The following is a 15,459-nucleotide window of genomic DNA, read 5'->3' on the forward strand; positions in this document are numbered from 1 at the left end:
TATCTGATGAATACTTATCTTCAACAAGGTCATATATGAATGACCAGTCAATTGCTTTATCAATAAGCCTGAGCATGTGATCCTGAGGTACCAGATCATCCATGCTCACAAACTGCATCTGTTCACGCTTTCTTTCGGTATTAGAAGTCATCATAAAGGCTATCCCCATCCACAACTTTGATACTTTTATTATACCATAAAAAGTGCCTCAATCCCAGATAAATACAGGGCTTGTGACACTTTTTAAAAGAAAAATCCACAGCATTTGCCGTGGACTTTGTCTACAGTCTGAAGGGCCAAAAGCAAAAGCTTTTGACCCTTTATTTTTAATTATCTGTATTTACTCGTTTCCGAAAAGATCTCTCGTATAAACCTTGTCTACCACATCCGAAAGCTCGGGCGTGAGTCTGTTGGCGATTATAAAGTCGCACTCTTTTTTGAACTCATTAAGATCGTTTATAACCTTGGAATTAAAGAAGTTGTCTTCCTTGAGCGTCGGCTCATATACCACACACTCTATTCCTCTTGATTTAATTCTTTTCATAATGCCCTGAATCGCGGACTGTCTGAAGTTATCGGAACCCGCCTTCATCGTGAGCCTGTATACTCCAACCTTCTTGGGCTGAAGTGCCCAAATCCTGTCTGCGATATAATCTTTTCTCGTCCTGTTGGCATCAACGATAGCCGTGATAAGGTTATTCGGAACATCTTCATAATTGGCAAGAAGCTGCTTTGTATCCTTGGGAAGGCAATAACCGCCATAGCCAAACGAAGGATTGTTGTAGAAATCCCCGATCCTGGGATCGAGGCATACGCCGTCAATTATATTCTTGGTATTGAGGCCTCTTACCTCTGCATAAGTATCAAGCTCGTTAAAAAACGAAACCCTAAGTGCCAGATACGTATTGGCAAAGAGCTTGACCGACTCGGCCTCTGTCGTGTTCATAAACAGTGTCGGAATGTCTTTTTTAAGAGCGCCCTGCTTAAGAAGATCGGTAAAAATGTGCGCCTTCTCCTCAGCTTCCTCGGAATCCGTATTGTAGCCTACGATTATTCTCGATGGATAAAGGTTGTCGTAAAGCGCTTTTCCCTCTCTTAAGAACTCAGGCGAAAAGAGAATGTGATCCGTCTCATATTCATCCATAAGATCCGAAGTATATCCAACCGGAATCGTAGATTTGATTATGATATAAGCGTCGGGATTCACTTTCCTTGCCTGTTCGACAACACTTCTTACGGAAGACGTATCAAAATAGTTAAGTTTCTCATCGTAGTTTGTTGGTGTCGAAACAATGATAAACTCCGCATCTTCGTATGCGCTTATCGCATCAGTTGTCGCACGAAGCCTGAGCGAATCCTTCTTAAGATACTCTTCTATCTCTTTATCGACTATGGGCGACTGTCTCTTGTTGATCATATCAACCTTCTCAGGGACAATGTCCACCGCGGTAACATCGTTATATTGTGATAAAAGTACGGAATTGGAAAGTCCTACATATCCCGTACCTACTACTGTTATCCTCATGATTTCACCTCATAATACAGTCAAAATGCATATTGCAGATTATAAATTCAAGACCATGTGTGCACTCGCACTACATAATTGTATAAAAAATAAGCACTCTAGGCAAGGACGACTCGGAAATCAGGTCAAAAAAATACTATATTTTGTGTTCGGTAACCAAATGAACACAAAATAGACACACAATCTTCACTATTTTACAATATCTGTTTGATACATTTAATATGAAATAATTTATATTATTTTGGAGGCAAAGTATGAAAAAAACTTTAAAAGCACTCTTATTGTGCCTTTTTCTGTGCATCGGAGTCCTCTCACTCCCGATAGGTGCACTTGCTGAAGAAGGCGAGGGGGAAGTCAAAGACATTGTAGAGAAGGTTGAACTCTACAAAGAAGGGGAACCTATCGCAAGCGGAGATGTTATCTCCTTGGGCGATCAGTTCGAATTAACTTACACACTTTTTCAACCTCTATTTCTAAACTATACGGATGATGAAAAAGATCCTGAGGTAAACCCGGATCATTACATCAAAAAAGGGGATAAGATCATCCTCCCCAATTTCCCAAAAATACTGACAGAATATCCACATGACATATCAATCAGCATCAAAGACCTTGACGATCCGCTCGGCGTGGTTACTCTTGATGATGACGGTAACATATTGCTCGAGGTTACTAATGATGAATACTCGGATCTAAACGAAATAGTGTTCGGAATCTCATGTAAGCTCGACGGTGATAAAGTCGGAGACAAAAAAGAAATCGAGATGCAGCTTCCGGGCTTTGACAGTCCTTTAAAATTCCCTATCAAAGAGAATCAGGAAGATCCTGAGCCCGATCCGGGTCCTGTAGATCCTCCGCTCAAAGATAAATATACTCTTAAGAAGAATTTCAAGGATATCCAGAGAACCGATGACAACAAAGATGCGATCATCACCTGGGAAATAACATTAGGCAATAAGGGATATGATTTTGATAACTTTGTTCTGTACGATAAATTCACTATGGATTCAAAGACAGACATGAGTCTCATTTCAGATTCCATAACCGTTTCAAAAGACGGAGAAGATATCACAAGCGATGTCAGCGTAAACACTTCAGCAGGTAATTCGCAGTTCCAGAATTTACCGTATGATTTCTCTGTTGATCTTGGAACTCTGTCCGGTGAAAGCACTTATGTAGTAAGATATAAGTCTTTGCTTAAAAATTATGATACCTATTTACAGCAGAACCACTCTTCTGCTCCCAATAATGAGACATGGTTTGAATACGGTGATGAAGAACATCATGAATCCATCGGTAAGATCAAAGGAAAAGACGGTCTCACCGCTAAACCCGGTATTGTAAAAAATCTTACAAGCTATGATGCCGCCAACCATAAGATTACTTGGACTATTAAAGCTAACACCAGCAAGCAGCCTCTCACCGATGTCGAGATCACTGAAGAGATCGGAGCCGGTCAGAAGCTTGTAGAAATAACTAATGCCAAGCTTGACGGTGAAGCCTATGACATATCCGACAAGTATGCGGGTGTTCCCGGTAAATTTATTGAAGGTACCGATGAATATAGTGAATACCTTATAACTCTCGGTAATGACATCAAAGAAAAAACATTGGAATTTGATGTGGTTACTGAGCTTTTGGAATCTGAAAAAGAGTTCTATTCAGGAAATAAAGAGAAAAAATATAAAAATAGAGTTGTCATGAACTCCTATGAAATGAAAAACGTAAGTGACGAGATTGAAAAGACATGTAAAAGTGAAGTCCTTACAAAAAGAATCGTAGGAAATTACAACTACGAGACTCATGAGTTCCAGTACGAGATCGTTGCCAATAAAAACAAGATGGCAATGTCAAAGATAAGCGTAAAAGACGGACTTACGGAAAGCGGTCTTGAACTTATTATTGCGACAGACAAGCCAATCATGATGAACGGCGTGGAAATACCTAAGGGTTCGGATGATAACCCAACAAGACCGTGCTATACATACAATAACGGTCTTCTTACCGTATATCCCGAAAATACTGTTGCCGGCGAAGCCGATTCAATGAAAACTATCACATTCACCGCAAGAGTTAAAGACGAAAAATACCTTGATAACATTACAAGTTCAAGTATCAGCATCGCCAACAATGCATCAATCGAAACCGAGGATTATCCTACAACTACTATTGAGTCAAAAGATGCAAAACGCGAGATCAAGAACTCAATGTTCAACAAAAAAGGCGACGTTATCAATGATAAGACTCAGGCCGGATATACAATTTTAGTCAATGCTTCCAAGCAGAATCTTCGCGATGGCTGTAAAGTCAGAGATATACTAGGAGCAAACCTCGACCTCGAGGAAAGCTCGGTAAAACTTTATGTTGCCAACATCAATCCTGCTACCGGCGATCTTTCCGAAGGTGAAGAAGCAACAGGCTATAAAACAGATGTTAAGACCAATTCCAACGGAACAACGCAGTTGGAAGTTACTCTTCCCAAGAATACCGGAAAGACCAGCTATGTACTTAAATATATTGCTACTCCCGATCTTCCTAAGGTTGCAGGCGGAGATTACTCCAACAGTGCTGAACTTTTGGATTCCGGTATAGATGCTGAATTCAAATCAAATATCGATCTTAGCAATGCTAAATTCAGCTCAGGAAGCTCAACCGGTAAAGCATCACTTACAATAACAAAGGCCGATGACGAAGACTCTTCTGTTCTTCTCAAAGGAGCCGTATTCTCAATCATAGATAAGGCTACTCAAGAAGAAGTTGCACAGCTCACAACAGGAGAAAACGGAAGCGGAAAAGTCGGTCTTCCGAAAGGTAAAGAATATATTGTAAAAGAGATTAAAGCTCCCGACGGATATGAGCTCAATGAAGAGCCATATGAATTTAACACAAATAAAGGACGTGTAAATCTTAACTTTACCAACAAGAAAAAGGAACCCGAGCCGGATGTACCGAATCCCGGAAACGGCAACGGTAACGGAAATAAAGACGATAATAAAAACGGAAATGGCTCCGGTAACGGATCGGGCGGTCCTTCAAACGGTTCGGACAACAATGGCTCAGGCGGATCATCAGACAGCAAGCACCACAGCAGCGATGATCACCACGACAACGACAACAACGGCGGAAACGGCAGCAACTCCGGTTCAAACACAAATAACGCTGCTGCAAACACCAATGCCGGAGCTAACAATAACGCCGCAAATGCCAATGCAAACAACGGCAACAAGCCAAAGATCATCGTTAAAGCTCCTTCAGAATATGATGACAGACTTATAAGCGATGACGAGATCAAGGCCAACGGATACACTGTTGTAGACGGTGCCACACTCGAAGGCGGAGATCCTAACTACGAGTACATACTTGGTCCAAACGGGGAAGTTCTCGGAGTCAGAAGAAAAGCCGTAGCAGGCGCTAAGCTTGCCAAGACAGGCGGATTTGTGGGTACTCTCGTATCCTACATCATCGGAGGAGTCGCCGTAATAATCGGAACGGTTCTTTTGGTGATAAATCCAAAGAAAGCTCATAATAGGAAAAGAAGATGAAATTGTTTTTAAGAATTACAGGCGCGGTATTACTGGTATTTGGACTGTTTCTGATAATCGCCTCAATATCAATAAACGTAATACAATCGCGAGAAAAAGAAAGCGCTCTCGCATCTTTCTATGAGGCACAGCCCATTCCCGAAACCGAGGAAATGTCGGAGGATGGACTTAAGACCGTATCACTGGAAGATGGCGATGACACTTTATTTGGAACAGACGACATTCTATATGTCGTAAGAATTCCCAAGATTGATTCCAAGGAGCCGGTTAAAGAGGGCACAAATAAAAGCGCCCTCTCCGCTTCCCTCGGTCACGAACCAAATACCGCTTCTCCCGGAGAAGTCGGAAACTGCGTAATCGCAGGCCATCGTAATTATAACTTTGGTAAATACTTCAACAGACTTGATGAAGTTGAGGTTGGTGATGAGATTTTTGTAGATACAAGAGATACCACCTATAAATACAAGGTATCCGAGATTAAAGTCGTTAATCCCGAAGATATCGAGATCTTAGATCCTACCGAAGACGAGCAGCTAACCCTTTATACTTGCACTCCAATTTATATAGCTACTCACAGACTTGTTGTAATCGCAAAAAGAACCGAGGAGAACGCTTAAGCGTTCTCCTCAGTCTTTTTTGGGTTATAAATAGGTGCAAGGATGAATACAATCAGCACAAGGAAGCTGATAAGATGAACCGGCACCTGAGAAAGTGTTACCGTCTGATCCTTGATCGCGTCTGCGTTGCCACCCGAAAATACCACTATATAATTGTTGTTTATGAAATGCATTAATGCTATGGCCCATATATTCTTCGTCTTCATAAATACATATCCAAAGAATATTCCAAGTCCGATGCATGTAATGACCTGCATGAGCAAATACACAGGGCCCGATGTGGTTGTATAGAACATAAAATCGAGACCGAAATGCCACAATCCCCATACAACACCAAGTATCAATACGCCGAGTCTAAGTCCGAACTTATTCTGAAGAATAGGCTGTAAATAATATCTCCATCCATACTCTTCTCCCCAGAAGGCCAAAAAACTAAGCGGGAAAACTAACAATATGGAAATAGCGCTGATATAAGTCTGTGGATTGGTAAGTGCACCGATCACTTCCTGAAGTTCACCGGCTGCGTCAGGTGATACAAACTTGCCAAGGTAAGCCGAGATCAACAATCTTACTATAAATAAAACCACAAACAAAAATACCAAAAGGGCACTCATACCTATTTTGTTTCTGGAAAGGCCCACATTTTTTCTTTTTTCCTTACCACATGCCCAAAAAAGGATATAAGCTATAAGGCTTCCTGCCATTAACACATACTGGCTGTACAAATCTATATTTGTAACAGATCCGGCCTGTGTCTTGATCGTAGTAACCGGTACGATCAATGAAGCAATTGACATTCCCATCATAGCAAGCGCTGTGATAAGCACTACTATGAATCCTGCCTTGGGAATCTTTTTCTCCTTATCTCCAAAAAGAAGAAATCCAAGTATAACTCCGCATGCAGGGAACATCATCTGTGCATTGGGAAATACCGAAAGATCTTTACCGGCTCTAAGCCCAAAGAACATGATTAAATACATAAAAAATGTCACGCCATAGGCTACGGCAATAAAAGTTGTCAGTCGTTTCTTAAAAGTATTATCCATTTCAGTGCCTCCAATAGTCGTTTTTTCACACCTTTCTACCTTACCATAATGATTGTCATTATTCAAATGAAGTAACCTAAAAAGGGCGCAAAAAAGGCTTTCCCGGGCATCAGTGCAAGGGAAAGCCTCATAAACACTCATATTAAATTATTCTTCCTGCTCGGAAAGCGCATCCTCTACGGTTCCGTAGACTCCGATGTGCATCTTGACATCCTCGGGCATACCGATGAACATACCGCCGTAGCAGTAAGTATCGCCCTCTTTCCATGCACGGACAATCTGGATGAAGACATGCACTGTTTCTTTGGTCCACAGCGTAAGATTCGCCTCATAATTGGCGCCGATCATAAGCTGCTTATCGGTTGTAAAGCCGATACCTTCGGTAGATGCATCGATAATCTCAATCTCCACGGTATCTGCCTTGGGACCGCTCGTAATTTCTTTTATAACAATATCTCCCGAAAGCTCCAGGCGCTTATTCTTTCTTCTGTCTTCCATAACAAATCTCCAATAATACAATCAATCTTACACGACTTATTATACACTATCACAGATCCGTTATAAAGCACGCATCGCCAAAAGAAAAGAATCTGTATCTTTCTTTGATTGCTTCCTCATACGCAGCAAGGATGTTCTCACGGCCGGCGAGTGCGGCAACAAGCATTACAAGCGTTGACTCAGGCAAATGGAAGTTCGTGATAAGCTGATCCAAAATCTTAAACTTATAGCCTGGATAGATAAAGATCGAAGTGTCGCCACTACACTCCCGGAGCCTTCCGTTTTCATCGGCGGCGCTCTCTATTGTTCTGCAGCTGGTTGTTCCGACACAGATGACCTTATGGCCTGTCTCTTTTGCCTTATTGATCTTATCCGCAGCCTCCTGCGTCACCCGGTACCATTCGGTGTGCATATGGTGCTCTTTGACGTTTTCTACCTTGACGGGTCTGAAAGTACCAAGACCGACGTGAAGGGTCACAAAAGCCATCTCAACGCCTTTTTCGCGTATCTTTTGAAGGAGCTCATCCGTAAAGTGAAGCCCTGCGGTAGGAGCTGCAGCGGAGCCCTCAAACTTAGCATATACCGTCTGATACATGTTCTTATCTTGGAGCTTGTGCGTGATATAAGGAGGAAGCGGCATTTCGCCGAGCCTGTCGAGGACCTCTTCCCAGATACCGTCATAGTAGAATTTCACAAGTCTGTTTCCTTCCTCAACGATATCGAGGATCTCAGCCTTTAAGATTCCTCCGCCAAAAGAAACCCTGGCACCGGGACGAAGTTTTTTGCCCGGTTTGACCAAAGTCTCCCATACATCATTCTCTTTTCTCTTTAAAAGAAGTATCTCAACAGCTGCGCCCGTTCCCTCTTTTTCACCAAGGAGCCTTGCGGGGATAACCTTGGTGTTGTTAAGGACAAGGCAGTCACCGGGATTAAGATAGTTAATGATCTCACTGAAAATGTGATGCTCTGTCTTACCCGTCTTCTTATCGATAACAAGGAGCTTACACTCATCTCTCTTTTGAAGAGGATCCTGAGCGATAAGCTCCTGTGGAAGATCGAAATAATAGTCAGCTGTTGATAAACCAAGTTCAGCTCTATTACTCATAAAATCAAATTACTCATTTCTAAAATCAATGTTTTCAAGGAAAGCAACGTATCCGCGAAGTGCCTCGTATAGGTCGGCCTTACTGATAACTTCCCAAAGTGAATGCATGCTAAGAACGCAGATTCCGGAATCGATAACATTCATGCCGTATTTGGCAAGCATGTAAGCGATCGTTCCGCCGCCGCCCGCATCAACCTTACCAAGCTCTGCAAACTGGAATACGACCTTTTCTTTATCAAAGACCTTTCTGATCTCTGCAATATACTCAGCGTTAGCGTCACTTGAACCGTATTTTCCTCTTGATCCGGTGTACTTATTAAACGCAACACCCTCTCCCATGTATGCTGAGTTCTTTTTCTCAAACTGCGAAGCATAATGAGGATCGAATGCTGCCGATACATCGGATGAAAGCATGCAGGAGTTTGCAAGGCATCTCTTTAATGAAAGCTCGTTGTAGCCTTCCTTTGTGAGATTCATAACCTCGGCAACAGCCTTTTCAAAGAATCTGCTCTGCATTCCGGTTGCGCCGTAGCTTCCGATCTCTTCTTTATCAACGAGGATACAGCAAGCCGTTCTCTTAAGGTTCTTGGCTTCGAGAATGGCTCTCATTGAAGGATATGCGCATACTCTGTCGTCATGTCCGTACCCCATGATCATTGATCTGTCAAAACCCGCATCTCTTGCCTTTCCGGCAGGAACGATCTCAAGCTCGGCTGACATAAAGTCATCTTCTTCGATTCCGTAGAGATCATTAAGGATTGCAAGAATACCGCGCTTTACGGCTCCGGAGAGCTTACCGGATTCTTTCTTTTCCTCTTTTTCATGATTAACGGCGTACTGCTCGCCTGCTGTTAATTTAGTGCTTGCCTTCTTTTCTTTTTCCGAATCATTGTCGACAACAAAAGGTCTGTTTCCAATGATAAGGTCGAGTACTTCGCCCTCAACAACGGCAGAGGCCTTCTTATTCATCTGCTCGGCTGAAAGGTGGATCAAAAGATCTGAAATGAAGAATACGGGATCGTCCTCATCCTCACCGACACTTAGCTGAACGGTCGTGCCGTCTTTTTTTACAAGTACGCCGTGGATGGCAAGGGGTGTAGCAACGTAAAGGTACTTCTTGATACCGCCGTAGTAGTGAGTATCAAGGAACGCGTAGCCTCCGTCCTCATAGAGAGGATTAACCTTGACGTCGAGCCTTGGAGAATCGATGTGTGCTCCGAGGATGTTAAGTCCTGCCTCCATGGGGTCTGAACCCATCTGGAACATAACGATACTCTTGTTCATCCAGACGCAATATACTTTATCGCCTTTTTTTAGCTTAGTCTTTGTACCGATGAGAGTGTTGAGCTCTCTGTAGCCGGCTGCCTCTATCTCGTTAACGATAGTGTCAACGGCTTCTCTTTCTGTCTTGGAATTATTAAGGAATTCCTTGTAGTCCTCAGCAAATCTGTCGCATGCTTTAAGCTGAGTTTTGTTGTATGTTGTCCATACATTTTTTCTCATTAATCCATGCTCCTTTCATTTTGTCGCTTCGCTCCAAAATAAAGCTGTTAATTATGAGCGAAGTTCGATATTAAGTGACTCGAGGCCGTTCAATATCTTCTTCATTGCTGCATTTACTTCATCGTCTTCAAGAGTCTTTTCCTTGTCTCTGAATACAAGTGAATATGCCATAGACTTGAAGCCTGCCTTGATCTGCTCACCCTCGTAGATATCAAAGAGTGAAAGGTCTTCAAGCTTCTTGCCGCCGCGCTGACGGATCATCTTCTCGATGTCGCCCGCAAGGACTTCCTTGGGAACAACCATGGAGATGTCTCTTGTAACAGCAGGGAACTTGGCAATTCCTGTGTAGATCGTATCGAAGTTAGCATGCTCAACAACGTGAGGCATGTCGATAACAGCAACATAAACTCTTGTGCCGATATCATAATTATCGCACACAACTGGATGAACTTCACCTAAATATCCGATAACCTCTCCGTCGTAAACAACGTTAGCCTGTCTTCCGGGATGAAGGAAAGACTTGCCTGCATTCGGGTCGTACTCTACCTTATCGAGCATTCCCACACTGTCGAGAAGCTCCTCGATAACACCCTTCATGCTGTAGAAGTCGCCATCGCCGTAGAAACCAAGTGTGAACTGCATTCTCTCATCGGGAAGCTCCGTAAGAGGAAGTGACTTAGCCACATAGATGTTGCCCATCTCATAGAGACGAACGTCCTTGTTTCTTCGGTTATAGTTGGTTGCAAGGCTTGTAAGCATACCGTTAAGAGGGATGGTTCTCATTATTGAGAAATCTTCTCCTAAAGGATTGGAAATCTTGATAGCCTGTCTTTCTACTGCGTCCTCAGGTAAAAGAAGCTTATCAAATACCTTGGGGCTTTCGAATGAATATGTATAGCCCTGTGAGAAACCGCAGAACTGTGCTACTTCTCTGGCTTTTTTCTCTACGCTCATCTTGAAAGAGATACCGCCTGTTGTTGCGCTGTTCTTGGGAAGAGTTGTAGGAATCTTGTCATATCCGTAGAATCTTGCAACTTCCTCAGCGATGTCGCACATCTGGTTAAGGTCCTGTCTGAATGAAGGGATGATAACCTCGTCTGTAGCGGCGTCGTAGCCGACTTCTTCTTTATTGAGGATAGCGATCATGTCTTCCTTGGAAATATCTGTACCAAGGAGCTTGTTAATCTTATCCGCTTCAAGGGCGAATCTCTTAAGAGGCGCGATCGGAAGACCCTCTCTAACAATTCCGGGAACAACTCTGCCGCAGCCAAGCTCGTTTATAAGCTGGCAAGCTCTGTTGATTGCTACCTCTGCGTTTGCAGGGTCAAGGCCTTTCTCGAAGAAGCCGGATGCGTCTGTACGAAGGCCTACTCTCTTGGCACTCTTTCTGATGTTGGGTCCGTTGAATGTAGCAGCCTCAAAAAGAACTGTCTTAACATCGTCAGTGATCATAGAGTTCTCACCACCCATGATACCAGCGATTCCGACTGCTTTCTCAGCATCGCAGATCATGAGAACGTCTTTGTCGAGCTTTCTCTCCTGTCCGTCGAGAGTTACGAAAGTATCGCCGTCAGCGGCTCTTTTTACAACGATCTTGTTACCTGCGATAGTGCTAAGATCGTAAGCGTGCATGGGCTGACCGAGCTCCATCATAACGTAGTTTGTGATATCAACGAGGTTATTGATGGGACGAATGCCTACGCTTGAAAGTCTTCTCTGCATCCACTTAGGTGAAGGCTCGATCTTGATATCCGTTACGACTCTTGCGCAGTAGTTTGTGCAAAGATCTGTGTCTTTGATCTCTACGCTGATCATATCGGATGTCTTGCCCTCGCCGTCCTCTTTAACTTCGATAGCGGGTGCATTGAAGGGAAGCTTAAATGTAGCCGCAGCCTCTCTTGCGATTCCTAAGATGCTGTAGCAGTCAACTCTGTTGGAAGTGACTTCGAATTCAAATACAGTGTCGTGAAGACCGAGTACGTCAACGGCATCGGCTCCTACTTCTGTGTCCTCGGGGAAGATGTAAAGACCGTCCTCGGGAGCTTCGGGATAGAAATCTTTGGTTGAACCGAGCTCTTCGATCGAGCACATCATACCTGCACTGGGAACGCCTCTGAGTTTTCCTGCCTTGATCTTGATGCCTTCAGCGGGATTGGGGCTTCCGTCGTGACCGCCCGCAACACGTCCGCCGTCAAGAACAACGGGAACCTTGTCGCCTTCCTTCATATTCTTGGCACCTGTGACGATCTGGATCATCTCTGTTCCGATGTCTACCCGGCAGATAACGAGCTTATCCGCATCGGGGTGCTGCTCGATTGTCTTGATCTGACCAACCACGATCTTCTCGAGGTTCTTATCAAGTGGTGTGTATGTTTCTGTCTTGGTTCCGGAAAGGGTCATCGCATCGAAGAATTCCTGATCGGTGCATGAAAGGTCCGGTACATATGCTTTAATCCATGATTTAGATGAGTTCATTGTAAATATTCTCCTATTCTATAAGTAAGATGTTGGCGTTTATACGGATTGCTACTCTATCAGAACTGATTAAGGAATCTGATATCGTTCTCGTAGAGAAGTCTCATGTCGTCGATCTCGTATTTAAGAAGCGCGATTCTCTCAAGTCCTACACCAAACGCAAATCCAACGTACTCGTTAGGATCGATTCCGCTCATCTCAAGAACGTGAGGATGTACCATACCGCAGCCGAGGATCTCTATCCAGCCCTCACCCTTACAGAAACGACATCCCTTACCGCCGCACTTGAAGCAGCTTACGTCCATCTCGGCAGAAGGCTCTGTGAACGGGAAGTGATGGGGTCTGAACTTAGTCTTGGTATCGGGTCCGAAGAGCTGCTTAGCGAACTCAGCGAGTGTTCCCTTAAGATCTGCAAAAGTAATGTTCTTATCTATAACAAGTCCTTCTACCTGGTGGAAAGAAGGTGAATGTGTAGCATCAACTTCATCGGCACGGAAAACTCTTCCGGGAGCGATCATCTTGATCGGGATTCTACCCTTCTCCATCTCATGAACCTGTGTTGAAGATGTCTGAGTTCTGAGAAGAAGATCTCCGTTAATATAGAAAGTATCCTGCTCATCCTTGGCGGGGTGATCCGCAGGGATATTGAGCGCTTCGAAGTTGTAGTAGTCTTTCTCAACTTCAGGTCCTTCAACAACCTCATAGCCCATGCCCGTGAAGATTCTTTCTACCTCTTCAAGAGCTATTGTGTTGGGGTGATGATGACCAACCTTATTCTTCTTGGCAGGAAGAGTTACGTCGATGACCTCAGCCTTGAGCTTGGCATCACGTGCTGCAGCTTCCATCTTGTTCTTGGTCTCTTCAAGTACCTTCTCGATAGCTTCTCTTGTCTCATTTACAAGCTGACCAACCTTCGGTCTGTCCTCGGGAGCAACGTCCTTCATGCTCTTAAGGATGCTTGTGAGCTCACCTTTTTTACCAAGAATGTTGACTCTGATCTCATTAAGTTTGTCGAGGCCGTCAGACTCACGTATCTGCTTAAGGGCCTCCTCTCTAATTTTGTCGAGCTGTTCACTAATCATAATCTTCCTCCATAATGTGATGTCTTCAAAACTGTGCTCTGCACTTGGGATATGTACTAGGCTCGAAACCACCTCGCCAAGTGCTCTGCTCAAAAAAAATCCCTTGTGCCAAATAGCACAAGGGACGAATTATCGCGGTACCACCCAAGTTCCCGGCATATACAATGCTCGGACACTCATTATATCTGTAACGTAGACATACGTCTCACCCTACTAAAGAAATCATTTCAGGCAAGCTGCTCCGGTGCGAATGTTCCGTATATGCTCTCATTAGGAAGCTTCCAGCCGATGACTTCCATTCTCTGTAATGCAAATCCGCATAACATCTTGGGCGAGGCCCACACCTTCATAGCATTTGTTATTTTCTATTTCAACAACTAATTGTATTGGGCAAAAAAACTTTTGTCAAGCCTTATGATGCATCAAGCTTCCACAGAGAATGTAGGCATACTATCATATACTTCCGTGAGCGGACTCCAATTTTGTAAGTCAAACTCATCGTCTTTATCATCTTCCGCATCATAAAAGACTTCTCCACTCTTCTTTTTCTTCTTATCATCTTCGTCTATGGTATTCGGTAACTCATCATATGCTCCCGACTTATGAAACTCAGTCACCACCCTATTTACCGCGGCAAATATGTATTCCCTGTCAGGATCGTTTTTTGATATTCCATTTAAAGCGGAAGTTATAATGCGATCTGCCTCTTCCTTACTTTTTGCATGCTTTAGCTGCTCTTCAACAGCTTCAGCCATTCTTTGCACCCTCAGCGCATGCGCATACATGATCGGATTGTATCTTCTTAAATATTCCATCTCCTTCTGAGAAAGCTTTTTCCCTGATTGAAGCTTGGCGTTTATACGGGCTTCCATCTTGGCTCGGTCCGCTTCCGACATTTTTCCCGTGTCATTTCCTCTTTCCATGATATACCGCGCCAATTCAATTTCTGTAGTGATCTTTTGTGTCTCTTCTTTCTTGAGGTTCAGGCTAATATTCATATAACTCCTCCATATAATAATATTTCGATGCTTATTGTCAAAAGAAAAAGCGCGTTTTTCAATGAAATTCAATCCATTGAGAAACACGCTTCCGTCGCTATTTATTATATCGTCAGAATATATGGTTTTATTAACTATTGCCAGAATATATCCGCGCCATTTCTTAAGAAAACTTAAGAATTATCTACAGCAAATCTTAAGTTTTGTCTGATATCATTGAATATGTCGACGGTCTTTCAACGGCCATTCTCAAGTCGACGCATGGCGGATTCGCCAAATTCTATTTTTTGGAGGTGCTGTATGAACAGCCAAAACAATCTTTCTAAATTATTTCCAATGATCAAAACAAGGGAGCAGGTTCTTGAAGAGATCAATTCAAAAGATAATCTTCGCGAAAAATTTGAAACCTGGACTGAAGATCAAAAGGAAAACTTTCTCTCCATATGCACCGGTGCAAAAGGCGTAAAAATGCTCTATGACTGCTATTTCAAAGAGATACTCAACCCGGAGTACACGCCTGAACGCTTGTCAGCTTTATTAAGCATCATTATCGGTAAGAAAGTAACCGTTAAATATCAACTGCCGAATGACAACACACGTATCGGAGATGAACTGTCTCTTGTTATAACAGACATTGTAGTCGAACTCGAAGACGGAACTCTTGCCAACATTGAAGTACAAAAACTCGGTTATGCTTTTACAGGAGAAAGAGCTTCCTGCTATTCAGCAGACTTACTGCTTCGCCAATATAAAAGAGTAAGAGATTCTCTTAAAACCAATTTCTCATACAAGAACATAGCACCGGTCTATACCATTGTATTCCTTGAAAGTAGTCCAAGGTCATTTAAGGATTTCAAGAATACTTTCATCCATAAATTCTCAGCCGTATCTGATAGCGGTCTTGTGCTAAACATGCTCCAGAACTATGTGTTCATCCCTGTTGATATTTTCCTTGAAAAACTCCATAATAGTGGTATACAAAGCGAATTAGATGCATGGCTTACATTTATTGGATGCGATGAACCTGAGTTTATTATCAAACTGATCGAGCAGTATCCGCTTTTTAAA

12 protein-coding genes and 1 pseudogene are annotated in these 15,459 nt (G+C 43.2%); 3 read left to right on the plus strand and 10 right to left on the minus strand.

Annotated elements, in window-relative coordinates:
- Both BM377_RS16155 and BM377_RS15265 read right to left on the minus strand, forming a co-directional pair.
- Positions 1–154: pseudogene (locus BM377_RS16155) on the minus strand (IS5/IS1182 family transposase); the annotation flags it as partial.
- A 186-nt stretch (positions 155–340) separates the two neighbouring features.
- The gene (locus BM377_RS15265; RefSeq protein ID WP_092250634.1) at positions 341–1,525 is read right to left on the minus strand and encodes a nucleotide sugar dehydrogenase; all 1,185 of its coding nucleotides are present in this window, start codon (positions 1,523–1,525) and stop codon (positions 341–343) included.
- Positions 1,526–1,779: 254 nt separating this feature from the next.
- Between BM377_RS15265 and BM377_RS15270 the strand changes: the two genes are divergently transcribed.
- Positions 1,780–5,067, plus strand: coding sequence for a collagen binding domain-containing protein (locus tag BM377_RS15270; protein WP_092250637.1), 3,288 nt, complete (start codon positions 1,780–1,782; stop codon positions 5,065–5,067).
- Positions 5,064–5,684 carry a class D sortase gene (locus BM377_RS15275; protein WP_092250640.1) on the plus strand — a complete coding sequence of 207 codons (621 nt, stop codon included), beginning with the start codon at positions 5,064–5,066 and terminating at the stop codon, positions 5,682–5,684. The genes BM377_RS15270 and BM377_RS15275 overlap by 4 nt, the downstream gene beginning before the upstream one ends.
- Here the strand turns inward: BM377_RS15275 and BM377_RS15280 are convergent.
- From BM377_RS15280 to BM377_RS15310, 8 genes are all read right to left on the minus strand, one after another.
- Positions 5,681–6,730: a CPBP family intramembrane glutamic endopeptidase gene (locus BM377_RS15280; RefSeq protein ID WP_177223923.1), complete on the minus strand. Its 1,050-nt coding sequence runs from the start codon at positions 6,728–6,730 to the stop codon at positions 5,681–5,683. The genes BM377_RS15275 and BM377_RS15280 overlap by 4 nt on opposite strands.
- 147 nt (positions 6,731–6,877) lie before the next feature.
- Positions 6,878–7,228: a PilZ domain-containing protein gene (locus tag BM377_RS15285; RefSeq protein WP_092250646.1), complete on the minus strand. Its 351-nt coding sequence runs from the start codon at positions 7,226–7,228 to the stop codon at positions 6,878–6,880.
- 49 nt (positions 7,229–7,277) lie between these two features.
- Positions 7,278–8,333 (minus strand): tRNA preQ1(34) S-adenosylmethionine ribosyltransferase-isomerase QueA, encoded by a 1,056-nt coding sequence (gene queA / locus BM377_RS15290; RefSeq protein WP_092250649.1) that lies wholly within the window; start codon positions 8,331–8,333, stop codon positions 7,278–7,280.
- A gap of 9 nt (positions 8,334–8,342) precedes the next feature.
- Positions 8,343–9,836, minus strand: coding sequence for an aminopeptidase (locus BM377_RS15295; RefSeq protein ID WP_092250652.1), 1,494 nt, complete (start codon positions 9,834–9,836; stop codon positions 8,343–8,345).
- Between the two features lie 51 nt (positions 9,837–9,887).
- The gene (gene pheT / locus BM377_RS15300) at positions 9,888–12,311 is read right to left on the minus strand and encodes a phenylalanine--tRNA ligase subunit beta (protein ID WP_092250655.1); all 2,424 of its coding nucleotides are present in this window, start codon (positions 12,309–12,311) and stop codon (positions 9,888–9,890) included.
- A gap of 59 nt (positions 12,312–12,370) precedes the next feature.
- Entirely contained in the window at positions 12,371–13,393 is a 1,023-nt protein-coding gene (pheS, locus tag BM377_RS15305; RefSeq protein ID WP_330393008.1) for a phenylalanine--tRNA ligase subunit alpha, read from the minus strand.
- A gap of 227 nt (positions 13,394–13,620) precedes the next feature.
- Positions 13,621–13,743: a hypothetical protein gene (locus tag BM377_RS16645; protein WP_256372399.1), complete on the minus strand. Its 123-nt coding sequence runs from the start codon at positions 13,741–13,743 to the stop codon at positions 13,621–13,623.
- 72 nt (positions 13,744–13,815) lie between these two features.
- On the minus strand, positions 13,816–14,391 hold the full coding sequence (locus BM377_RS15310; RefSeq protein WP_092250658.1) for a hypothetical protein: 576 nt from the start codon (positions 14,389–14,391) through the stop codon (positions 13,816–13,818).
- Positions 14,392–14,691: 300 nt separating this feature from the next.
- On the opposite strand from BM377_RS15310, the gene BM377_RS15315 reads away from it, so the two are divergent.
- On the plus strand, positions 14,692–15,459 hold a 768-nt coding region (locus BM377_RS15315; RefSeq protein WP_092250661.1), incomplete at its 3' end, for a PD-(D/E)XK nuclease family transposase.

Source organism: Butyrivibrio sp. INlla21, assembly GCF_900116875.1.
Taxonomy (GTDB): Bacteria; Bacillota; Clostridia; order Lachnospirales; family Lachnospiraceae; genus Butyrivibrio.